Here is a 22,452-nt window from a genome sequence, read left to right as displayed (position 1 = left end):
AGGCTTTAATTATTTTTTTTTGATAGTTCACTTGCAACTTCAAGTATAAGGTCTTCCTGTCCTCCAATTACCTTGCGTCGTCCCAGTTCGAAAAACACATCTTTCGGATCGACCTTGAGTTCTTTAGAAACGCGCTCTACAATTTTCGCGAAGCCGGAGAAAATACCGGTGATGCCACTTACCACTGTTGTAGAGTTGCTAAACGGAAGATTTTTGGCAAAAAGTATTCTTGCCAGATCAGATGTTTCCAATACCTTATACAGATCGAGGTTACTATCTAGTTTTAACTGGAACATTGCTGCAGCCAGAAGCTCGATCGGCGTATTTCCAGCCCCTGCGCCGAAACCACAAGCTGTAGCATCAACAATAGATGCGCCTGCATTAATGGCGGTGAGTGAATTGGCCACGCTAAGCCCCATGTTGTTATGAGCGTGAAAGCCTACAGGTACGACAAGATGCTGGCTTAAGTGGCCTATTTTTGACTCTACATCTGCAGGTAAGAAAGCGCCTGCAGAGTCCATAAGCACAATAGCTTTGGCTCCGTATGACTGCATTTTCTGTGCCTCTTCAAGCAAAACTTCCTTTGTTGCCAGATGGGTCATCATCAATATGCCCCATACTTCTTTACCCTGAGCCCTTATGTAGTTGATGTGCCGCATTGTAATATCGGCTTCGGTGCAATGAGAGGCAACCCTGAAGAGGTCAACACCGATGTCCATGGCCTGCCGGATCTCTCGCTCAATTGTAGCAAAGCCCGGCATTACGTGCACGCTCAATTTACTTTTATGTATAACGGAACGCGCCAATTGAAGCATTCGTTTTTCTTCGATCAGGTTTTCACCTAATTGCAATGAAGATGCTCCAAGACCGTTGCCGTGTCCTACTTCTATATAGTCAATCCCCGTTTCATCAGCGCTTTTTGCATACGCCAATAACTGCTCCTCGGTTATCTGATGACTGCACGCATGTGAGCCATCGCGGAGTGAGGGGTCGGTAATGATTATTTTCTTTGTACTCATTATTCGATGTTTATGCCTGCGCCCTTTTCTTTGCAAATGCCTCGGCAGCTGCAATAGCCGCGCAATTAATAATATCCAGATTTCCTGCAAAAGAAGGCAGATAATCTCCCAGACCTCTTACTCTTACCATAACCGCCAATCTTCCATTCTCTATCATCGGTTCTACTATCAATTCGTATCCCGGAATGTAGGTCTGCAACTTAGCAACCATTTTCAGTATGGCTTCTTTGGTACCGACAAGATCTGGATTGGCGATCTTTGCCAGAACAGTTGTTTGCATATCAACACACGGTACTGCAGGATTTAGGTTGAGAATTGCTTTTGATCTTTCTGCGTTTGAAAATGACTTTATCCCCATTTCAGTCGTTTGCAGATACTCATCTAAGTTGATCCTTGTTGCCGGCCCAGCGCTACGAGAAGCGATACTGGAAATAGTTTCTATATATTCTATCTCTTTATTGACGCTTGCAATAGCATAGGCCAGGGGAATTGAAGCCTGACCACCACAGGTAACCATGTTAAGGTTATCTTCTTCAAGACAATCCTGCATATTTACCGCAGGGATACACATTTTCCCTACTCTTGAAGGGGTAAGGTCTATTGCTATAAGTCCAAGTTCTCTAAAGATTTTAGAATTAGTATAATGGTCCTGTGCACTTGTGGCATCAAATACAAGATCAATATCACCTGCGCTTTGAATTATTGCGTCGATGCTGTTGGGTGAAACGGGTATATTCATTCCACTGGCCTTTTTCATGCCGGGTGAATTGAGATTACGTCCTGCACACAAAACGCATTCAAGATATTCGGAACGGGTAATTTTCACAAGAAGGTCGGTGCCAATATTTCCGGTTCCGATTATTGCTGTTCGTAATTTTCTTTGCACGGGTATTAATTTAGGTATAGCATGTTCTTTGCACGATTTAAAGGTAACATTTGTTGCTCAATTTGTAATATGAGCATATGTTATATATTGGCCGACAACAATGTTATACAGCTTCATTTCTTGATTTTCTGCTACTAACTCCAATGAGAGCGATAAATGCCAGCGCTGAGCACAACGATACAAGTGCACCCTTACCTCTATATCGAGGTTCGAAATGCAGCTCTATTGTACTTTTTCCGGCCGGTAGTTTAAGGCCTGTTAGTCCCAGGTCCACTCTATACAATTTCGTGTCAACTCCATTTATCGTTGCTTTCCATCCTTCATCGTACGGGATGGTAAAGAATAGTATTTTGGGGCTAGTAGTGGTGATATTACCTTTTATATTGCTTTCTTTAAATTCTGTAATCGCCAAACTATCATTAGCCATCGCTTTTGCAGTCTGAAAATATAGTTCGAGTGTTGTGGGCAGTGCAGTATCGGCCAGGTTGAATTTCTTAAATGACGCCAGTTCATTATCATCATTGCTAACTACACAACCTTTGAATAGAAAGAGGTCTTTTTGTCCCTGGCTTAGTTTTTTGAATGTCGCTTCATCTAGCGTAATGTCGGATGCAATACCAAATGGTATAGAGTAGTTGTTCCGGTACAAATAGACATCTCCGAATTTTGCAAGGGAATCATAGCCAAAAACTTTTAATTGGTTAGCCGGCTTTTTGCTCATCCAATATTTACCGGATGTGAGCGACATAAGCAATGGTCTTTCCGCCAGTCCTTTTACCCAACGGGTTTCTAATTCGTTTTTGGGGTCTACTACGCCAAGGTCTCCCAGGAATCTGATATAATTTTTCTGGTTAAAAGAGTGATAAGAGGTAGTGCCGAAATAGCCCTGAGCTTTTGCATCATTGAAACTGGCGTGAATAGCAGGGCCTGACTGGTAGTCTTTGTTAATGCGGTAGAAGCCCTTGTCATGATTCTTCAGGTAATTGACGGCATCTACCGTGTAGTCGTTGTAGCTAACTTTTTCTGTAAGTTCTTTGGTGGTTACAATGTCGCGTTCATTTACGGTAGTTGTGGAGTAAAACACCGCCTCGAAGAAGCAGAAAAGTATAAGTACAGCTATGGCCAGATTTCTAACGTAGCCTGGTCTTGTTAAGCCCCATAATACAGCAGCGTATATTACAACCAGCAGCGTAGCTGTAGACCTCATCCCCTGATTTATGTTTGCTTCCAATTCCTTTGAAGGGCTGAACAACAGGATCAACAAGAAAGCAACAGTGCCACCTAATACAATTAGGTTGATCTTTCTTGTGGTCAGGATATAGTCCAGCGCACGTGCCGAGAACATCAGTAAGATTATAGTGATGACAAGCGACAGCGCTCTATAATAGTCGCCGGTATATGCCCAGAATGAATAGCGGAAATACGGGAAGAGAATGGGTAAAACAAACAGTGCTGTAAGAATGCCATAAGCTATCCTTTGCTTTTTGCTGAAGGCTACAAACGCCTGTGGGAAGGCGACGAGGCAGAATATGCCGCAGTAAAACAGCGGCGCTTCCAGGTAATTTTGCCAGCCTTTGAATTCCATGCCTGTTCCCAGCATGTCACTGCCAAATGTTCTGAAAGTAGTAGTAAATCGTAGTACAGGATCAGCAAGGCTGAATATTGGTTGTGCCTTTAGTGTGTCTATCAGCCTGGCATCTCCACCTACGCGCGGGCTCTCTATATACTGCAGCAGATCGGGGAATAGCTGGTATGCACTTATGGCTACAGCTAATATGGCAAGACCGATTGTTTTTGCAATAAACAGCGGAAATTTTTTCCATTCATGTCCGTATACATCATTGAAGCGAACAGGGATGTAGACTGCAAGAAAAAGCGCATGGGGAAATAAGAGGAAGGGCTGCAGGAAACTCAAAGCACCTATGCCGACTACAAACCAAAGCAGTTTGCCTTTGTTTAACCAACGCTCAAAGCCATATAATATAAGGGCCACATACAAAGCTTCTACCGAGAAGATGATCCAACAACTGCCTAGTATTATATACCCACAGAACGCAAAAAGGAATCCTCCTATATACGAGGCAAAACGACTTAATTTTAGTTCGTTGAGGTATTTAAAGAATACAAAACCACAAAGGAATATCTTCAATATTTCAGCAAATGCAATGTAGTAGGGAATGTTCTCTTTGCTGAACAGCATGAGGATGTTTGAAAAGAAATCGCCCAGCCATAGAGGGAATGCGTTCTGCCCTAATCCCTGGGAAAATGACCATGAAGGGACGCCATAATTCTTTATGTAGTCGCTCATCTGTGCCATCCATGGGACATAGATATTTACAGAGTCGCTACCAATATCTTTATACAGGTATACCTTTTCTCCTGAGATAAAATCATAGAAAACAATGAGGCAGCATAGGGCTATTACGGCCATCAGGAAATAGATCTCCTTGCCTTTTATAAAGTTGGTGATGGTGCTGGCAGATATTGTGCCGGGTTGTGGTGTTGATGGGTTAACCTGATTTTGGACGGGTATTTCTTCCCGTATTTTTTTATTAGGTGTCTTATTTTGTTTGGCCATGCCGCAAAGTATAAATGATTTATAAAAGTAGCAAATAAGAGACTGGCATATAATCGATTCCAATTAAGAGTGGGCGCGTCTCCATACTGCCAGTGACACGAAATAGCCGCTCTCGTCGGCAATATCAATATTTCGTGGTCTCAATCTTATTCTGAATGAAGAGATCCCTTTCATCTGGCTAAGCTGCTCTACATCATTTCGTTTTACATCAATAAGGTAATATCCGGTTTTGTGGTCGAGGTGTTCCTTTATCCAGGTTACTACAGTACCGTTGCCGCCATCCGCTTCCTGTAGCTGCCGCATTTCGGGTAGCGCCCATATCGCTTTATGAGCGTCAACCTCATCTTTCATTAGTAATGAGAGTGCTTTTTTGTAATACTCTTCGCGGGTGTCCTTATCCAGATGGTTGACGTTGTTATACGCAGAGTCAATTTGAATAAATGCACTTTTGGTATTCTTGTCCAGCCTTATGATATAGGGGGAGTAGTAGAGATCGCTGTAATATTTCTGAAATGAAGTGTCCCGGAGCTTAATGTTGGAGTTTTCGATCAGGTTGATCCTCTTAGTATCATCGCCTTTTTTACCAATACAACCCGGTATTATCAATACCAGGCAAAAGATATATAAGAGTCTTGTAACAGTCATGATAAAGGAAATTGTTTGGTCGCATCTGCAAAGTTAATTGCTCCCCTGTAATAGCAGGACTTACCGGTGTGAATAAATCTGTCTTTTTAATAAAATTCAATAGACTTCGATAAAATGAGTGATTTTACATTTTATTTTGAATATTATTTATAAAAAAGTAAATTTTATTTAATTGTTTTTTACTTTTGTGTAGTATATGTCTAAAAAGCTACCACATATTTGTCCCAGTTGCTCCTCTTTGCTTAACGTAAAGAGCCTTATATGTAGTCATTGCGATACTGAAGTGTCCGGGAACTACAATTTGCCGGTACTTGCCAGCCTTACAGAAGAAGACCAGCAATTCATTATCAGCTTTGTAAAGTGCAGCGGAAGTCTTAAAATAATGGCTCAGGATCTGGGACTGAGTTATCCAACAGTGCGTAATATGCTCGATGATGTTATTCTAAAATTAGGTGTGGTTCAGAGGAAATCAACAGGGGAAATATGAGAACGAAATTATTTAATCCTTTCATTTATTTAGCAGGTGGCAAGGCTTTAGCTTTAGGTATAGCTGGTATGATTATGGCGGCCCTCCTTGGTTTCTTTGGTCATTCTCATTTTAATGGGGTGCTCGATTTTCATAAATTCAGAGATGGGCTTCCCTTGTATATATCCCTTGCGGAGCAGGCAATTATATTTTTGTGCACAGTTGTGCCATTTTATGTTGCTGGCCGTGTTTTCTCTACGTCGCAGATCCGCCTTGTGGATGTTACCGGTACGCTGGCACTTGCCCGTGGGCCAATGATACTCACTGCTGTGACAGGGTTTGGGTTGCCGGCAGACATACGCGGTCTTGCTGATATTACTGCGGGTGTAATTGCCCTTGCGCTTGTTGGGTTTGTTTTCGTGATATGGATGGTGGCACTTTCGTACAATGCATTTTCTGTATCCTGTAATATTAAGGGGAGCAATTCAGTTTCTATATTTATTGTTTGTTTACTGATCGCAGAAATATCAGCATTTTATTGCTGTAGTCTTTTATATCCTCATTCATAATTGTAATATATTAAAATATTTTATGAAAAAGATCATTGTTTCCTTTTTTGTGGCTTGCAGCGTTGCAGGCACTGTATGCGCGCAAGAACACAAAGATGTTGATGCTGTTGTGGGTAAGTTTCAACAGTATTTTAACTCAGACCATACGGATAGCCTGTATGCTATGCTGTCGACGAGAATACAGCAACTGATGCCCCTGGAGAAGACAAAGGCAATGATGCAACAATTGCATGGGCAGATGGGTGATTTCAATTCGTATCAGTATTCAAGTACGGAAGGGAAGATGACCTATTACAAAGTGGCCTTTAAAAATGTAAATGCGATATTGATAGCGTCTCTTGACGAACATAACAAGATGGACGTCTTCAGGTTCACACCCGATAAAACTGAAGAGAACAGGAACGCTGCCGGTGCGAGTGATATCACAATGACAAGAGACGGGGCTGTAATACATGGAACGCTCACCATGCCTGATGTGAAAGGTAAGGTGCCCGTTGTATTGTTGATAGCAGGGTCTGGACCTACTGACAGGGATGGCAATAATACAATGGGTGTGACCGCGGCATCGTACAGATTGTTGGCCGATTCGCTGAGAAATGCCGGTATCGCCTGTGTGCGATATGATAAGCGTGGGATAGGGGAGAGTGCCGCAGCAAGTAAAAGTGAAGCGGATATGAGCTTTGATGACATAGTAAATGATGCTGCAGGGTTTGTTGGTATGCTGAATAAGGATGAGCGTTTTTCGGGTGTAATTGTAGCCGGTCATAGCGAAGGGTCGCTGGTGGGTATGGTAGCAGCAGGAAAGGGCGGAGTGAAGAAATATATATCAATATCTGGTATTGCAGACCCGGCAGATAAGGTGCTGAAAGTGCAGCTTGCCTCATTTCCGCAGAATGTGAGGGAAAATGCAGATGTTGTTATGGACAGTCTGAAGAAAGGGTATAGCGTAGCGAATGTACATGCAGATCTGATGATGTTGTTCCGCCCGTCTATACAACCCTACATGAGGTCATGGTTAAAATACGATCCGCAGGCGGAGATAAAGAAATTGAAAATACCTGTAATGCTGGTGCAGGGCGATAACGATGTGCAGGTAGCTACCAGTAATGCGCAGCAATTGAAGAAAGCGCTGCCTGTAGCAAAACTGGTGATATTTAAAGATATGACACATGTGCTGAAAGATGCAGCACATGACCATGAAAAGAATATGGCGACATACAAAAACGCGGCCTTGCCGCTTACACCAGGGCTGGCAAGCACTATAATTAGTTTTATTAAAAAGTAAGTGTAGTGACCTATTGCAATTGTGCTGCGCTTATCTTTGCGGGCAAATTTTCGATACCAACTTGAGCAATAAGATAAAAGTAGCCGCGGTAAGTTACCTCAACACAAAGCCATTGTTATATGGTATTGAGCGTAGCGATGTGATGAATGATATAGAACTGGTGGTAGATTATCCTGCTAATCTGGCTCGTAGACTACAGGAAGGATCGATAGACCTGGCCTTGCTGCCTGTGGCTGCTATGCCGCAGATAGAAGGAGCGCGCATTATCAGTGATTATGGCATTGCAACCGATGGCAATGTAGTTTCTGTAGCACTATTTAGTCACGTGCCGATCGAGGAGGTCGAGGTGGTATATCTCGACTATCAATCCCGGACATCTGTGAGGCTTGCGCAGGTTTTATTGGAACATCACTGGAAGAAAGATGTTGTTTACAAGCAGGCAGCTGTTGACTACATTGATAATGATATTAAGGGAGATAATGCCGGCGTGATCATAGGAGACAGAGCGCTTCAGCAGCTCGGCAATTTCAAATATGTTTATGATCTTTCAGCCGCATGGAAAGACTATACCGGTTTGGATTTTATTTTTGCAGCCTGGATAGCTAATAAGGACCTCCCAGTCGATTTCATAGAGAAATTTAATAAAGCTAATGCGATCGGGTTTGATCACCTTGATGAAATCATTGCAGCTAATCCTTTCCCTGAATATAGTTTGTATACCTACTATACTGACAATATCAAGTATGTGCTGGATGAGAGGAAAAGAGCAGGCTTAAAGCGGTTCTTAGAACTTATCTAGACATCGGTTTCATGGAGTGCCATTATTGGTATATAGCTGGTGTTTACTATCGCCTTGGTGTGGCTCTTGTGAAAGAGGTTTTCGAAAAATGAATGTCTGCGGGGCATGACAATTAGCCAGTCGAGGTGGTACTTTGCCACAAAGTCAAGTATTGATGAGTCGACATCTTCTCCATAAGTATAATGATAGAGCGGGTTTGCTGGCATTAATAACCCTCTTGCTCCATTATTTATTTCGACACTCATATCGCCTTCTTCAGGTTCCGGTTGATTGTTATGAATATGTAGTTCTGCGCCAAGTGTCAACGTCAATTGTGCCAGTTGTTGCAGGGCATGTTCGCTACCTCCCAGTTCATTGTCGTAAACAAAACCAATTTTGCGCACCTGCTCATACTTCGTATCGGGGGGAATTGCCAGAATGGGGTATTTCAGGCTTCTGAATGCCTCAAGCAGTGTGCTATCCATCCATGATGGATTTTCCTGTGAGTAACTATTGCCTACCACCACGGACATCGGCGGCTCATTATCGCCAACGAACTCATAAATGGCATCAATAACATTACCGTAGATCACAGCTTTTCTGAAAGCTATCTGAGGATATTGATGTCTGAGATCTGCTATTAATTTATCAATGGTTACTTCTGCTTCTTCCCAGAATTCGCTTGCCGGAAGCGGAACAGTCATATCTCCAAGAGTGAGGGGAACGGAGTATGTGTGAAGAATAGTAACGTCAGCATTTTGCGCCAAGGCAAGATCGCAAGCATATTTTACCGCATTATCTGCCACACTTGAAAAGTCTGTTGCTGCAATGATGAAAGGCATAGGATATGATTTTACATAAAGATATATAAAAACTATGCCCCCTTAATGTTATAAAACTGTGACTGTGTAAGACTTAGTCTTTTTTAGAAATGAAATCTGCTGCCTTGATAAAAACTTTACGGCCTGTTGTGATCAGTATCTGCATATCAAGTAAAAGGCTGCGATGTTTCATGTAGTAGATATCCCACTGTATGCGTTTACGTAATTCGCGCTCGCCGTTTATTTCGCCTATATAATCCTTTATCTGCGCCATACCGGTCATGCCGGGTTTAACTTCAAGGCGAAGGTTATAGTAAGGGATAACTTCAGAATAGTAGTTTGTATGATAAACCATGTGCGGGCGTGGGCCTACAATACTCATTTGACCCAAAAACACATTGAAAAATTGTGCGGTCTCGTCAAGATGGCTGATGCGAAGGAATTTACCTACACCGGTTATGCGCTTATCGTTGATGGAGACTTGTGTAGTGTCTGCTTCATCATTTACGTACATGGTACGAAATTTATAGCAATTAAATTCAGCACCCATTAAGCCGGTGCGTTTTTGTATGAAGAAAACAGGGCCTTTAGAACTGAGCTTTATGAGTAGGGCAAGAATTGGAGTGAGCCATGACATAACCAATAAAATAAAGATAGATGAGATTGTAATGTCCACCAACCTTTTTATAGGATAGTAATAAGCGGCCGGTTTATGTTCCAGGTACAATTGATTGATCTCCTGAAACATATACCTAATATTAGATATGTTTGACTGTGGAATGGAAACTATAGGCGTTCGTTCCACTGTAAATTCTAATGTTGAGTTATGCTCCATCTAAATGAAAAGTAATGCTATTTACTTTTGGAGTGCAAATATCGTGCTACATTTTGGAATATCAGCACATAGTGGTCAGGTTAGTCAAATTTATTAAAAAACTATATTTTGTGTATATCTAGTTGAAAATCATTGGTATTAACACTTAAATTGGGGTTATAGAAGGGGTCATTGTTAATATAATTTAACCATTTTCCTCTGAATATGTTATAATCAATTTCATGTTGTTCCCAATTTTGCTTGTTGAGATAAGGCTGCCCTCTAGACGCTGATTCATAATGATATAGCTCTACATCCGGCACATATACATTAAAATATCCTTTTGCCAATAATTTAAGGCAGAAATCAATGTCATTGTATTCTACCCGCAGCGTCTCGTCAAATCCATCCACTTCATCAAACAGCGCCTTGCGGACCATTATGGACGCTCCGGTTACCGATGAATAGTTGTTCAAAGACTTGATATAATTAAAATAACCTCTTTCTGATTTGTGTACATTAGCGAATACGTGAGCTGCAGCTCCACCCAAGCCGAGCACAACACCCGCGTGTTGGATAGTATCGTCGGGGTACAGAAGCTTTACACCAACAGCACCTGTTGCATCCCGCTGTGCAAAAGACATCATTTGGGTTATCCAGTCGCCATGTATTACTTCTATATCGTTGTTTAGCAGAAGTAGATAGTCCCCAGTGGCTTTTGAGCGCCCGAAGTTCATTAGCTTAGAAAAGTTGAATGGGAAAGTGGCGTCATAGCATTTGAAAATATCGCCATGCTCTTTTGTGTACCGCGCCACCAGTTCAAAAAAATCAGGGGCATCACTGTTGTTATTCAACAGTATGATCTCATAATTTTTATATTCTGTCAGATCAATAATAGATCTCAATGCCTTGTCCAGCAGCGCTGCATGATTCTTAGTAGGAATGATGATGCTGACTTTGCCGGGCTTTGTTACTTCATATTTTATTCTGTAGCCACCGGGGGTGTCGGTAATATACTCTGCTACGCCCGGCGTGTTGCGCCTTGCAAGTGCATCATTGAGTGCTTTGAGTGCGGCTACATAGGCGTAAGGTTTAGCGTCGCTTGAAGGTGCCGCTACTGATAATTTGTGTATGCGCCAGTGATAAAGCACTTTAGGAATATGGCCAATATGGTTAGTCAATTCAGTAGCGCGGAGGAGCAGATCGTAATCCTGGCTGCCTTCATACCCTAGTCGGAAGCCGCCTAGTTGATCTACAAGATTTTTCTTCATGACAATAACATGCCCCATATAATTACGGGAGAGCATATTGTCGGGAGCCCAGTTGGGCTTGAAGTGGGGAGATGTATAAAATCCCCTATCATCCATCTTATCTTCATCAGAATAGATCAGATCGTCTTGTGGATATTGATTGATATGTTTTACAAATTCGAAAAGGCAGTTAGCTGTAAGTAGATCATCATGGTCCATAAAGACTATGTACTCGCCGGTAGCCAGCTCAAGTGCTGAGTTTGAATTGGCTGAAATATGGCCGTTTGTTTTGCGCAGGGTAACCTTTATGCGGTTGTCTTTATCGGCGTATTCTTTTAAAACCTGCTGTATTTCGGGGTTGGGAGAATTGTCGTCTGCTAAACAGAGCTCCCATTTTGGGTATAGTTGTGTTATGACTGATTCAATCGCTTCCCTCAGGTACTTAACCGAAGGATTATAGACAGGAACAACTATACTGAATACGGGTTGGATGGATAGTGAATCAATATTTGATCTGTACTGGCCCTGTAGAATATTTATGTCTGTCCGGTCTTTGATCCATTGGTTATATGCACGTTCTGTCTGCTTATCGCTACTCAGTAATAGTTTTTTACTTTTTTCCAACACCAGCTTCATGCCTGGCTTAGTAAGTGCGAATTTTATAAAATTTAATATATTTTGAGACTTAGAATTTTCAGGTGTGCCAATCTTATTGATGAAATTTATAAAGCGTTTGGTTAATCTCACTTTTTCCCTGATTTTGGGCGAAGATAGGCTAAAAAAGGCTTTTGTACTGCTCGCAAATGATCTTTGCATCACCGCGGTGGCTGATCACACCGTTTTCCAGTAGTATAGCTGTGTCGCAGATTTTTACCACATCATCCGGGAAGTGAGAAACAAATAAAATTGTTTTTCCTTCGGCTTTAACCTGGTATATCTTCTCCATACACTTTACCTGGAAACCCTGATCGCCTACGGCGAGTATTTCGTCTATTATAAGAATGTCGGAATCGTTGGCTACAGAAATGGAGAACGCCAGACGAGCCAACATCCCCGAGGAATACCTTTTGGTAGGCATGCGCAAAACCTCATCGCTCAATTCGGAAAACTCTACAATGCTCTGTATAGCGTTGGTGTCCTTTCTTGATTTACCATATAAGGACAGCAAGAGGTTCATGTTTTCATAGCCGCTCAATTCCAGTTCCAGACCAGCACCGATAGCCAATATAGGGGCGAATGTTCCGTTGATGGTCATTGTGCCTTCCTGTGGTTTGATCAGTCCGGCGATGGTGCGGAGCAATGTGCTTTTACCAGATCCGTTACGGCCAAGGATGCCCATACATTCCCCTCTCTTTACGTCGAAGGAGATGTTTTTAAGAATGGTTTTATTGGTAAACGGATTTTTACGATGAGATACAAGGTCTTTAATAGAGTGAACACCCATATTATTCTGCCAGAAGCTAACAGTAACATTATCGAATGATATGAGATTCTCTGTATTCATGTGTTGTTATATAGCGGAAATAAACTGGTTCTTTAATTTATTAAAAATGAAGTAGCCAAACATAAAGCTAACTGATGCTATCAATGCGCAATGCATCCAAAGTGTCAGTGAAGGCAGGTCGGGTGAATAGATAAGGCCACGGGCCAGCTTTATGAAATAGTAGATAGGGTTGAATTTAACCACAAATGCATAGTGATTGGTAATAATGCTTTCGGGGTAGGCGATAGGCGTGAGGTAAAATAGGGCGGGCTGCATGGTAGTCCAAAGAATACCAATGTCTCTGAAGAAAACATTTAATGAGCACAAAATGAGTGTAATGCCCAATGTAAAGAAGCTAAATAAGAATGCGGCAGGTAGCACCAGCAACAATTTCCAGGAGTAGACCATACCAAACCAATGCATGACTATGGAGAATACTACCAGAGTGAGCATTAGGTTGAACAGCTCACTCAAGGTTTCAGACAATGGGAAGAAGATGACAGGGATATTTAATGACTTGATAATTCCTGCTGAACTTATGATACTGGCAATAGACTGATTGGTGACATTGGCAAAGTAGAACCAGAATACCAATCCTGAAGTTGCATACAATACAAAATTTTCGATATTAGAAACCTGGCTGAATACAACAATGAGTATAAGCAGGTAAAGCAACGGTTTGAAGAAGCCCCAGAAAAACCCAACGAGCGAATTTTTGTACCTTAAAATAACATTACGCTTACTTAATGCGTATATGCGTGTTATATTTTGCACGTTGAGTATTTTGTTGATATTTTACACCCGATATTAAATGTCGGTTGATAAAATTAAATGAAATTATTTATAAACGCACGCTTCCTTACACAACCAATTTCGGGGGTGCAAAGGTATGCAATAGAATGTAGCAGACAAATAAAAGAATTATACCCTGAGTCGGTGTTTGTAACGCCGCATGACATTATTAATAAAGAAGTTGCAGTTGAATTGGGTGCTGTCGTTGTAGGTAAACGGACAGGACATAAGTGGGAGCAGCTTGACCTGCCACTATACATGTGGAAACAGAAGAGCCAGCCGCTTATTAATCTGGCCAATACAGCACCGATATTATATGGCAATAATTATGTGGTGATACATGACCTGGCATTTTTTCATCATCCTGAATGGAATAGCAAGAGCTTTTCGACGTGGTATAATATATTAATACCTCGTATAGCTATGAACAGCAAGCATGTTTTTACAGTGAGCAACACGATAAAGAATGAATTGATCGAGCATTATAAGTTGCCCCCTGCAAAAATATCGGTGACCTATAATGGATTATCTGGCATTTTTCTAAAAGAGAATGGCGCTTTTGGGGCGCAGAAAGAAAAGATAATACTATCAGTTGGAACTTTTAATATGCGGAAGAATCAGGATAAACTGATAAAAGGTTTTCTGGAGAGCGAGGTAAGTAATGAATATAAGTTGGTGCTGATAGGAGATAAAAACAAAGTGTTTGCCGATGTGGGCCTGAATGAACAGAATCTGAAAAGCAGCAGTATTAAAGTATTTAGTAACGTTTCTGATACAGATCTGGTTGAGTTTTATAGAAAGGCAGAAGTGATAGTTTCGCTATCTGAATACGAGGGGTTTGGAATACCGGTGCTTGAGGGATTGAAGTTTGGATGTAAAGTGTTGTGTTCGGATATACCGGTGTACAGGGAGTTATTTGGTGAGCATGCAGTGTTCTGCAATCAGAAAGATATAAAGGAGATAGCGTTGAAGCTAAATGAGGTGGTGGGGAAGCCGAGGGTGTTTGATGAGGACACCGTTAGCAAGCTACTGGAAAAATATAATTACATGCGAGCAGCTGAAGTAATTATTGCTGCAGCGACTCTAGGGTCACGGAAAGGGCAGAAGTAGTAAAATCTAAAAAAGGTCCGGCCGGATAGTAGTGGTCAGAGACCGAAGTAGGCCGTTCTGGGAATTATGCTTTGCGTTCTTAAAATAAACAAGACCTTTGCGTTGCTTTTTGTGACCCGAAGAAAGCCGTGAGAGGCTGAAACAAAACAATAATGAAGATAGCATTTGTGCATGACTGGTTCAAGGCAAATGGCGGAGCTGAAAAAGTGGCCGGTGAGATACTTGATGTGTATGAAGGTGAAGATGTGACTGTCTATACTCTGTTCAATAAATTCAATGAATCGGACCGGAAGGAAATACTGAAAGATCATGTGGTGAAGACCTCATTGATGCAGTATATCCCTTTTGTGTCGAAGATATATCGGTATATGTTGCCGGTAATGCCCTGGCTGATGAAGCAATTCAGGTTGAAAAACTATGATCTGGTCTTATCAACAAGTCATGCTGTAGCCAAGGGAATTGGTGCTGATCCTGCTATTTTAAATATATGCTACTGTCATTCGCCCATGCGTTATGTGTGGGATATGTACGATGATTACGTGGCCCACCATGCAGTCGGTAAGTTCTTTTTATACAAGTGGTTCATACATTATATAAGAAAGTGGGACCTGAAAACGGCGGGGAATGTGCATTACTTCATAGCCAATTCTGAGCATGTAAGAAGAAGGATAATGGCTAGTTACAACAGGGATGCAAAGGTTATTTACCCCCCGGTAAGAACTAACAAATTCTCTTTGTATGAAGGAGAGCGTAAAGACTACTACTTGTGTCTCGGTAGATTTGTGCCGTATAAGAAGATAGATATGATAGTGCGAGCTTTTCAGCAGATGCCTGATAAAAAGCTGGTACTGATAGGTGAGGGGTATGGCACAAAGCAATTTACTGAGATACTGGAACATTCTAAAAATATAGAGTGGCTTGGATACAGGAAAGATGAAGAAATGATCAGGTATATACAGGAGGCTAAGGCCTGCCTGTTTGCCGCCAAAGAAGATTTCGGTATTTTATGTGTGGAAGTACAGTCTTGTGGTACGCCGGTAATAGCTTTGGACTACGGAGGCTACACTGAGACTGTGAACGATGGTGTAAGCGGTTATTTGTTTCCTGAGCAGGATGAAGAAAGCCTGATAGCGGCAGTAAATAAGTTCGAGCAAACACCGCTTACCGATCACAAAGCCATAAGGGATAATTCGCTTCGTTTTTCTGATGAACGGTTCAGGCAGGAATTGAAGCAGTATGTAGACGAATGTTATAAAACGTTTTATGGGCGGAAATAAAGCAGTTATAGACAAGTATGCTGCAAGGGTGCTGATGCTCTCCTTTTTTCTGCCCATGCAGGTGCAGGTTATCGCACTATTTGTATCATCTGCATGGTTTATTTTTAGAACATTTGAGGATGAGGAAAGGACACCTATTGGCAATTATATACCGGCTTTAGGTTTAGGTGCATTGTATCTATTATACCTCGTTGCAGTGCTATTTACACCCGCCAGCTACCGGCATGTAAGCGAGACACTTTGTGAGTACAAACTTTCTTACCTGCTATTGCCTCTTGTTTACGCTTCAATTTCTCCGCAAAAAATAAGGACGATAATTGGTGAATTAGCCTGGTTCGTCTATTTTTCCGTAGGTATCTGTGTTATAGCTAATGGGTGGTTTGTGGTGAAATATGCCCTTGCGCCGGATGGATTTCATGGTGTGAACCACGTCACGTATCGTATTTTCTTTGAGGACCTTACAAGTATTCACCCTACCTATATTAGCATGTACCTGGTTTTGGCAATAGGTATATTGCTATTGAATGCAGATAATATGAACAGGATATTGAAGTATTCCCTGTTTTATATACAGCTGGCATTTTTGTTGCCACTACTGGCAAAGTCGCCATTAATAGCCCTGGCACTGATGTTCATTCACACTGCATGGCTAAGAAGGCGTAAGCTGAAGCAATATAAATGGTTGTTTGTTGGTGTAGCCGCATTAATGGTTCTATCGTATGTTTTTGTGCCATTTGTAAGCCAGAGGGTAAACGAAATGGCCGGGATGGGTACCAGTCTGAAACAAAATGTAACAGATAATTCGATACATGAGCGGAAGATGATACTGGCTGTAGATCTGGACATGGTGAAAAGGTATGGTGTGACCGGGTGTAGCCCCGGCAGGCTATTGTACCTGCTAAAACAGAAGTACTTTTTTTACTCCATGTACTATGGTCGCGATGTCAATGCATTCGATCCCCATAATGAATATTTCTATCATTGGATATCACTCGGAATACCCGGGATAGCTTTATTTCTTCTGGCTCTAGGCATGCATTTTTTTAAGGCGTTAAAGAATCGCGATAATTTATACATTTACTTATTGCTGGTGTTAGGCATCACCTTCTTTACTGAGAGTGTGTTGGCTACACAGCATGGATTACTTTTTTACGCATTTTTTAGTTCATTATTATTTTTTAACAGGCAAAAAATCGCGGGGTAAGTAATAACATAAAACTTATCTCATATTTTTTACCTTTGCACGCATTCATAAAAAACATGGTACAGGTAGCTATAATAAATAAATCTCCGCACGACACACCGGCGTATCAAACCGCAGGATCGAGCGGTATGGATATAAAGGCATGGTTGCCCGAACCGCTAACATTGAAGCCAATGGAGCGCAGGCTTATACCAACAGGGTTGTTTATGGCCTTGCCTGAGATGTACGAGGCGCAGATCCGCCCACGTAGCGGATTGGCAATAAAAAGAGGCCTGAGTCTGGTAAATACACCTGGAACAATTGATAGCGACTACAGGGGAGAAGTAATGGTGCCATTGATCAACCTGTCTACCGAAGACCAGGTAATTAATGACGGTGAGCGTATTGCGCAGATGATAGTGGCCCGGTACGAAAAGGTAGAATGGCTGGAAACGGCATCGCTAGATGAAACTACTAGAGGTGCCGGAGGGTTTGGGCACTCTGGCGTATAGTGAGAGCTAATATGGCTCGGTTTTTATTTATTAATTTATTCTTTCAAAAAATAACTAACATTTCAGATGAATATCATTATCCCAATGGCAGGAATGGGCAAGCGTATGCGCCCGCACACTTTAACTACAGCTAAACCACTTTTGCATGTTGCTGGTAAGCCTATCGTTCAGCGCCTTGTTGAAGATATTTTGGCAACAAGCAATGAAAAAGTGGAAGAAATAGCTTTTATCATAGGCCCTACTTTTGGAAAGGAAGTAGAAAAGCACCTGGTAGAAGTAGCTGAAGCGCTTGGTGCCAAGGGTAAGATATGCTATCAGCATGAAGCTTTGGGAACAGCGCACGCTATTTTGTGCGCATCTGATACGCTGGATGGTAATGTATTCATTGCTTTTGCCGATACATTGTTTGATGCAAAATTCAGCATTGACAAGAGCAAAGATGCAATAGTATGGACGCAGAAGGTAGAAGATCCCAGTGCATTTGGTGTGGTAAAGCTGAATGCTAATAACGAGATCGAAGCATTTGTAGAAAAGCCGAAGGATTTCGTATCTGATCTTGCTATTATAGGCGTTTACTATTTCCGCGACGGCGCAGGCCTGAAAAAAGAACTGCAGCGCCTTATCGATAATAATATTATGCTGAAAGGTGAATACCAGATCACCGATGCAATGGATCACATGCTGCAAAATGGCGTGAAGTTCTATACCGACCAGGTACAGGAGTGGTTGGATTGCGGTAACATGGCTGCAACTGTTTACACTAATCAGCGTATACTGGAGATAAAGCAAAAGACCGAAAAGTTGACTGCGGCTTCTGCAACAATAGATAACTCCGTGATCATACAGCCATGCTTTATTGGCGAGAACGTTGTGGTGCGCAATTCAGTTGTTGGCCCTCACGTATCTCTTGAAAAAGGTGCGGTAATTGAAGACTCACGTATAGTGAACAGCATTATAGGCGTAAATACTATTGTTAAAAATGCCAACCTCCACACATCAATGTTGGGAAAAGAGGTAAATTACAGTGAAAAGCCAAGGGAAATGAGCCTTGGTGATTTTTCAACACAAATATGAGGTTAAAATTCTTATTGTATACCGTCTTGCCATTGTTAGCAGCTATAGCTGCTAACAATGTGTATGGACAGGAAGTGCTCGATACATTGGCTCATCGCACAGATGTAAAGTCTGTGAAAGTCAATGAATTGTATTTTGAAGCACAGAAAGCCAAACAACATAACGATACTAAAGGCGCTATAGATCTGTTTGAACAATTTACTGTTCTGGATCCTAATAATGCTGTAGGATACTATGAGCTATCGGTATTGTATGACGAGGCTAGAAAGACTGATAAAGCGGAAGCAAATATCAAAAAAGCAATTGCTCTTTCAAAAGACAATAAGTGGTATAATATTAATTATTCTGCTTTGCTGGCAAGGCAAGGTAAGTTTCTGGAAGCTGCCGATGTTGCTGCCCGTGTAGCGGACAAGGAGAATGGGGACGCTAATTATGCCATGCAGGCATCTTCCTACTACGAAAGGGCAAAAAAATACAGTGAAGCTTTGATCTACCTGGACAAAGCACTGGTACTAAGCGGGTCTGATGACGATATCCTGATGCAGAAGGTAAGTATTTACCTGGAGATGGATAAAGTAGATAAAGCCACTGACGTGGCCCGTCAGCTGATCAGCCAGGATGCCAGGAATAGCAAGTATTACAAACTGCTTGGCGACCTCTACGAAAATAACAAGATGCCCGAAAAGGTATTGGAGGTGTACAAGGATGCCGAAAAGGCCATTCCCGGAGACCCGGTAATTGAGATGGGACTCTCTGAATACTATTTGAAAACAGGTGATTCGCTAAACTTTCGTGCTTATGCGAAAAAGGGGATATTGAATCCAAAACTCGACGCCACAACCCAAATACAACTCTTTTACATTTACATTCAGAACTTATCAGATGCCGCGCAAAACACCGAGGGAATTCCTTTATTGTTGCAGTTAATTGACCAACATCCGGGAGATGCACAATTGCTGGGTACTTATGGCGACTTCCTTGCTTCTGATCAGCAGATCGATAAGGCTATTGTTGAGTACAAAAAGTCATTGGCTGTAAAGGCATCCAACTTTGAGATATGGAATAGGTTATTGAATGCCTATGCCTATCAGAATGCAACTGATTCATTGATCAAGTATAGCGAGAAGGTACTTCGTTTGTTCCCTAACCAGGCTATTGTCCATTATTATAATGGTTTGGGTCATTATAATAAGAAAGAATATCCCGCTGCTATCAGTGCCATTAACCGGGCAATTGATATGATACCGGACTCTGATACAAAGAAGCTGACGGATTTCTATTCAATGCTTGGGGAAGTGTACAACACCACTAAACAATATCAGTTGTCGGATAATTCATTTGACAAAGCACTTGAAAAAGAACCAAAGAACGCCACCGTCTTGAATAACTATAGCTACTTTTTGTCGGAAAGAGGGGAGAAGCTGGATAAGGCCAGGATGATGTCTGAAAAGTCATTGCAGTTGCGGCCCAACGAAACAACCTTCCTGGATACCTACGGCTGGATATTATATAAGATGGGCGACTATGAGAAGGCACGTGAAAATATAGAAAGGGCTGCCAATGCCAATGACCGCAAAGCTGATGGTACGATTTATGATCACCTCGGAGATGTGTATTATAAATTAAAAGACAAGGCAAAGGCACTCCAGAACTGGAAAATTGCCAAAGAAAAAGGCGTTGCCGACCCAAGGTTGGATAAAAAGATCAGCGAAGAGAAATTGTATGAATAGATTTTTATGCGGCAGCCTGTTGCTCTCAGTAATGTTCTTGCTGGACTCGTGCTCTTTACAGCGACTAGCGTCCGGTAAAAAAAGGCAGACCACAACTGTTACAGTTCCCGATACTACCAAAATAGTAGTTAATGATCCCAACCGGAGGAGGATAGTGCTCCCTGAGCAGGATACTGTTGGCATGCTACCTGATACCACGGGAATGATGAAACAGCTTGTAGATATGATCTTACCAATCTACAACAACAGGGTTCAGTTTGTGACTTTTACAAGCAAGGCGAAAGTGCATTTTGAGGGGCCTGAGGATAAACAGGACTTTACAGCCAATATAAGAGTGAAGAAAGATTCTGTAATATGGGTAGATATTACAGCTCTTGGCGGCATGGTGCATGCTGCGAGGGCGTACATCACCCGCGATAGTTTCTTTATGATCAATTATATTCAGAAAACGGGCACCCGAATAGCACTTACCGATGTGGCCAAGATACTGCCTACACAGGTTGATTTTGCTACGTTACAGAACCTCATAATTGGTGAGCCACTCAGGCCCGGTAATATTAGGGATATAGCGGTATTGGGCAATTCATGGTTAGTAAAAGTGCAGGATAGTAGCTACGCACAAGATCTTGATTACAGGAAATTGGACAGTGTATTGTTGAGCAATCGGGTAAGTACACTCGCCCCAAATGGCCCGCAGGCTACGCTGCGATATGATAATTTTGAAGCGGTAAACGGGAAAAAAATACCGTCGTCCAGATCTGTAAATATTCAGAACGGGAATGATAAGTTCTTGCTGGAGATGGAATTACAGAATATGGAGTTTGATAAACAATTAGAAACTCCTTTTGCCATTCCGACGAGTTATTCTACAAAGTGATCCTGATCATTTTCATTGCGGGTTAAAAACGCAATCTTACCTTATTATTAAAACCAATATTGCTATTGCTGCAAATTGCCGCAATAAGATGATATTTGCCGGCGATAACCATGAATATGAAAATAGGTATAGTTTGTTACCCTACATTTGGTGGTAGTGGCGTTTTGGCTACCGAGCTGGGTATGGCCTTGTCTGACAAGGGATACGAGGTGCATTTTATTACCTATGAGCAGCCGGTAAGATTGAGCCAGAGCTTTCATCCCAATATTTATTTTCATGAAGTAAAGGTGCCAACTTATCCTTTATTTGCATTTCCTCCATACGAAACTGCCTTGGCAAGTGCTATGGTAAATGTGATAACTAATAATAAGCTGGATCTCCTTCACCTGCATTATGCAATTCCTCATGCGTCTGCCGCATTTTTCGCACGGCAGATATTGAAAAAGAGTGGATTGGATATTCCTTTTATTACTACGCTGCATGGTACCGATATTACATTGGTAGGAAAAGACCCTACCTATGCACCGGTTGTCACTTTTTCTATTAACGAGAGTGATGCCATAACTGCCGTGTCTGATAACCTGAGGGAAGAAACGCTCCGTTCATTTGCTATAGAGAAGCCCATACATGTTATCCCCAATTTTGTTGATGTAAAGCGCTTTCACCAGACCGACAAGAACCACTTTAAGCAGATGATGGCGCCCGATGGTGAACGCATACTGGTGCATGTGTCCAACTTCAGGGCGGTAAAGAGAGTGCAGGATGTGATAAGGATATTTGATAATGTGAAGAAAGAGATACCTTCTAAATTGCTGATGATAGGCGATGGTCCTGAGCGGCAGAATGTAGAAGAGCTGGCCAAAGAGCTGGGCATATTTAATGATATAAGATTCCTGGGCAAGCAGGAGCAGATAAGTGAGATACTCAGTATTACTGATCTGTTTATTCTGCCGTCTGCAACTGAGAGCTTTGGATTGTCGGCATTAGAAGCCATGGCTTGTGGTGTACCTGTTATTTCAACAAATTCAGGTGGATTGCCGGAGATCAATATACACGGTGTCACAGGTTATTTAAGTAACGTTGGTGATGTGGCTGATATGTCGGCCAATGCTATGTTGATACTAAAGGATGAAGATCAGATGGCCCATTTCAAAAAGGCAGCACTGGCGCAGGCCAAAAAGTTTGAAAGGCAGCACATTATTCCACTTTACGAGGCGCTATACCGCGAGGTAGTGGATGCATATAAAAAGTAAGTAAACAGGATATACGTCTGTGTTAACATTAAGGTAATATTGACGAAGCA

21 protein-coding genes are annotated in these 22,452 nt (G+C 41.9%); 12 read left to right on the top strand and 9 right to left on the bottom strand.

All coding sequences use genetic code 11. The features are described from left to right. Window positions 1–5 precede the first annotated feature (5 nt). The 4 genes from dmpG to CJD36_RS19725 form a co-directional block, all read right to left on the bottom strand. Entirely contained in the window at window positions 6–1,019 is a 1,014-nt protein-coding gene (gene dmpG / locus CJD36_RS19740; protein ID WP_105040924.1) for a 4-hydroxy-2-oxovalerate aldolase, read from the bottom strand. A 10-nt stretch (window positions 1,020–1,029) separates the two neighbouring features. After that, complete coding sequence (locus tag CJD36_RS19735; protein ID WP_105040923.1) at window positions 1,030–1,905, bottom strand: acetaldehyde dehydrogenase (acetylating); 876 nt, start codon at window positions 1,903–1,905, stop codon at window positions 1,030–1,032. Window positions 1,906–2,008: 103 nt separating this feature from the next. Then, window positions 2,009–4,483, bottom strand: coding sequence for a YfhO family protein (locus tag CJD36_RS19730; RefSeq protein WP_105040922.1), 2,475 nt, complete (start codon window positions 4,481–4,483; stop codon window positions 2,009–2,011). A gap of 63 nt (window positions 4,484–4,546) precedes the next feature. After that, window positions 4,547–5,128 carry a hypothetical protein gene (locus tag CJD36_RS19725; RefSeq protein WP_105040921.1) on the bottom strand — a complete coding sequence of 194 codons (582 nt, stop codon included), beginning with the start codon at window positions 5,126–5,128 and terminating at the stop codon, window positions 4,547–4,549. Between the two features lie 196 nt (window positions 5,129–5,324). On the opposite strand from CJD36_RS19725, the gene CJD36_RS19720 reads away from it, so the two are divergent. From CJD36_RS19720 to CJD36_RS19705, 4 genes are all read left to right on the top strand, one after another. Beyond that, window positions 5,325–5,615, top strand: coding sequence for a DUF2089 family protein (locus CJD36_RS19720; RefSeq protein WP_105040920.1), 291 nt, complete (start codon window positions 5,325–5,327; stop codon window positions 5,613–5,615). Continuing rightward, window positions 5,612–6,163, top strand: coding sequence for a hypothetical protein (locus tag CJD36_RS19715; protein ID WP_105040919.1), 552 nt, complete (start codon window positions 5,612–5,614; stop codon window positions 6,161–6,163). Before CJD36_RS19720 ends, CJD36_RS19715 begins: the two co-directional genes overlap by 4 nt. 22 nt (window positions 6,164–6,185) lie before the next feature. Next, window positions 6,186–7,448, top strand: coding sequence for an alpha/beta fold hydrolase (locus CJD36_RS19710; RefSeq protein WP_105040918.1), 1,263 nt, complete (start codon window positions 6,186–6,188; stop codon window positions 7,446–7,448). Between the two features lie 61 nt (window positions 7,449–7,509). Continuing rightward, window positions 7,510–8,247, top strand: a complete 738-nt coding sequence (locus tag CJD36_RS19705) for a menaquinone biosynthetic enzyme MqnA/MqnD family protein (RefSeq protein WP_105040917.1) — start codon at window positions 7,510–7,512, stop codon at window positions 8,245–8,247. On the opposite strand, the gene CJD36_RS19700 is transcribed toward CJD36_RS19705, so the two are convergent. The 5 genes from CJD36_RS19700 to CJD36_RS19680 all read right to left on the bottom strand — a co-directional run bounded on the left by CJD36_RS19700 (window position 8,244) and on the right by CJD36_RS19680 (window position 13,368). Beyond that, window positions 8,244–9,068, bottom strand: coding sequence for a universal stress protein (locus tag CJD36_RS19700; protein WP_105040916.1), 825 nt, complete (start codon window positions 9,066–9,068; stop codon window positions 8,244–8,246). The two genes, CJD36_RS19705 and CJD36_RS19700, sit on opposite strands and share 4 nt — an antisense overlap. A 73-nt stretch (window positions 9,069–9,141) precedes the next feature. Continuing rightward, on the bottom strand, window positions 9,142–9,882 hold the full coding sequence (locus CJD36_RS19695) for a sugar transferase (RefSeq protein WP_105040915.1): 741 nt from the start codon (window positions 9,880–9,882) through the stop codon (window positions 9,142–9,144). Window positions 9,883–9,983: 101 nt separating this feature from the next. Next, complete coding sequence (locus CJD36_RS19690; RefSeq protein ID WP_161499393.1) at window positions 9,984–11,747, bottom strand: glycosyltransferase family 2 protein; 1,764 nt, start codon at window positions 11,745–11,747, stop codon at window positions 9,984–9,986. Between the two features lie 139 nt (window positions 11,748–11,886). Then, window positions 11,887–12,615 carry an ABC transporter ATP-binding protein gene (locus tag CJD36_RS19685; protein ID WP_105040913.1) on the bottom strand — a complete coding sequence of 243 codons (729 nt, stop codon included), beginning with the start codon at window positions 12,613–12,615 and terminating at the stop codon, window positions 11,887–11,889. Window positions 12,616–12,621: 6 nt separating this feature from the next. After that, window positions 12,622–13,368: an ABC transporter permease gene (locus tag CJD36_RS19680; protein WP_161499392.1), complete on the bottom strand. Its 747-nt coding sequence runs from the start codon at window positions 13,366–13,368 to the stop codon at window positions 12,622–12,624. Window positions 13,369–13,425: 57 nt separating this feature from the next. Here CJD36_RS19680 and CJD36_RS19675 point away from each other — a divergent pair, with 57 nt between their 5' ends. The 8 genes from CJD36_RS19675 (at window position 13,426) to bshA (ending at window position 22,402) form a co-directional block, all read left to right on the top strand. Continuing rightward, complete coding sequence (locus CJD36_RS19675) at window positions 13,426–14,496, top strand: glycosyltransferase family 4 protein (RefSeq protein WP_105040911.1); 1,071 nt, start codon at window positions 13,426–13,428, stop codon at window positions 14,494–14,496. A 152-nt stretch (window positions 14,497–14,648) separates the two neighbouring features. After that, window positions 14,649–15,773, top strand: coding sequence for a glycosyltransferase (locus CJD36_RS19670; RefSeq protein WP_105040910.1), 1,125 nt, complete (start codon window positions 14,649–14,651; stop codon window positions 15,771–15,773). Further along, a complete protein-coding gene (locus tag CJD36_RS19665; RefSeq protein ID WP_105040909.1) occupies window positions 15,760–16,977 on the top strand; it encodes an O-antigen ligase family protein in 1,218 nt (405 codons plus the stop codon). The genes CJD36_RS19670 and CJD36_RS19665 overlap by 14 nt, the downstream gene beginning before the upstream one ends. Window positions 16,978–17,033: 56 nt before the next feature. Beyond that, on the top strand, window positions 17,034–17,468 hold the full coding sequence (gene dut, locus CJD36_RS19660; protein ID WP_105040908.1) for a dUTP diphosphatase: 435 nt from the start codon (window positions 17,034–17,036) through the stop codon (window positions 17,466–17,468). Window positions 17,469–17,534: 66 nt separating this feature from the next. Next, on the top strand, window positions 17,535–18,542 hold the full coding sequence (locus CJD36_RS19655) for a sugar nucleotidyltransferase (protein WP_105040907.1): 1,008 nt from the start codon (window positions 17,535–17,537) through the stop codon (window positions 18,540–18,542). Then, complete coding sequence (locus CJD36_RS19650) at window positions 18,539–20,272, top strand: tetratricopeptide repeat protein (protein ID WP_105040906.1); 1,734 nt, start codon at window positions 18,539–18,541, stop codon at window positions 20,270–20,272. Before CJD36_RS19655 ends, CJD36_RS19650 begins: the two co-directional genes overlap by 4 nt. Then, a complete protein-coding gene (locus tag CJD36_RS19645; RefSeq protein WP_105040905.1) occupies window positions 20,265–21,149 on the top strand; it encodes a DUF4292 domain-containing protein in 885 nt (294 codons plus the stop codon). The genes CJD36_RS19650 and CJD36_RS19645 overlap by 8 nt, the downstream gene beginning before the upstream one ends. Before the next feature lie 116 nt (window positions 21,150–21,265). After that, window positions 21,266–22,402 (top strand): N-acetyl-alpha-D-glucosaminyl L-malate synthase BshA, encoded by a 1,137-nt coding sequence (gene bshA / locus CJD36_RS19640; RefSeq protein ID WP_105041010.1) that lies wholly within the window; start codon window positions 21,266–21,268, stop codon window positions 22,400–22,402. Window positions 22,403–22,452: the final 50 nt, after the last annotated feature.

Origin of the sequence: Flavipsychrobacter stenotrophus, from assembly GCF_002954265.1 — a bacterium.
GTDB lineage: Bacteria > Bacteroidota > Bacteroidia > Chitinophagales > Chitinophagaceae > Flavipsychrobacter > Flavipsychrobacter stenotrophus.
The sequence above is the reverse complement of the archived record's forward strand: the minus strand, read 5'-3'. Positions and strand labels throughout refer to the sequence as shown.

Bases quoted from the DNA above. Each gene is read 5' to 3' on its own strand.
- dmpG (WP_105040924.1), bottom strand. From the start codon at position 1,019: ATGAGTACAAAGAAAATAATCATTACCGACCCCTCACTCCGCGATGGC.
- CJD36_RS19730 (WP_105040922.1), bottom strand. From the start codon at position 4,483: ATGGCCAAACAAAATAAGACACCTAATAAAAAAATACGGGAAGAAATA.
- CJD36_RS19725 (WP_105040921.1), bottom strand. From the start codon at position 5,128: ATGACTGTTACAAGACTCTTATATATCTTTTGCCTGGTATTGATAATA.
- CJD36_RS19720 (WP_105040920.1), top strand. From the start codon at position 5,325: ATGTCTAAAAAGCTACCACATATTTGTCCCAGTTGCTCCTCTTTGCTT.
- CJD36_RS19715 (WP_105040919.1), top strand. From the start codon at position 5,612: ATGAGAACGAAATTATTTAATCCTTTCATTTATTTAGCAGGTGGCAAG.
- CJD36_RS19710 (WP_105040918.1), top strand. From the start codon at position 6,186: ATGAAAAAGATCATTGTTTCCTTTTTTGTGGCTTGCAGCGTTGCAGGC.
- CJD36_RS19700 (WP_105040916.1), bottom strand. From the start codon at position 9,068: ATGCCTTTCATCATTGCAGCAACAGACTTTTCAAGTGTGGCAGATAAT.
- CJD36_RS19695 (WP_105040915.1), bottom strand. From the start codon at position 9,882: ATGGAGCATAACTCAACATTAGAATTTACAGTGGAACGAACGCCTATA.
- CJD36_RS19690 (WP_161499393.1), bottom strand. From the start codon at position 11,747: ATGAAGCTGGTGTTGGAAAAAAGTAAAAAACTATTACTGAGTAGCGAT.
- CJD36_RS19685 (WP_105040913.1), bottom strand. From the start codon at position 12,615: ATGAATACAGAGAATCTCATATCATTCGATAATGTTACTGTTAGCTTC.
- CJD36_RS19675 (WP_105040911.1), top strand. From the start codon at position 13,426: ATGAAATTATTTATAAACGCACGCTTCCTTACACAACCAATTTCGGGG.
- CJD36_RS19670 (WP_105040910.1), top strand. From the start codon at position 14,649: ATGAAGATAGCATTTGTGCATGACTGGTTCAAGGCAAATGGCGGAGCT.
- CJD36_RS19665 (WP_105040909.1), top strand. From the start codon at position 15,760: ATGGGCGGAAATAAAGCAGTTATAGACAAGTATGCTGCAAGGGTGCTG.
- dut (WP_105040908.1), top strand. From the start codon at position 17,034: ATGGTACAGGTAGCTATAATAAATAAATCTCCGCACGACACACCGGCG.
- CJD36_RS19655 (WP_105040907.1), top strand. From the start codon at position 17,535: ATGAATATCATTATCCCAATGGCAGGAATGGGCAAGCGTATGCGCCCG.
- CJD36_RS19650 (WP_105040906.1), top strand. From the start codon at position 18,539: ATGAGGTTAAAATTCTTATTGTATACCGTCTTGCCATTGTTAGCAGCT.
- CJD36_RS19645 (WP_105040905.1), top strand. From the start codon at position 20,265: ATGAATAGATTTTTATGCGGCAGCCTGTTGCTCTCAGTAATGTTCTTG.
- bshA (WP_105041010.1), top strand. From the start codon at position 21,266: ATGAAAATAGGTATAGTTTGTTACCCTACATTTGGTGGTAGTGGCGTT.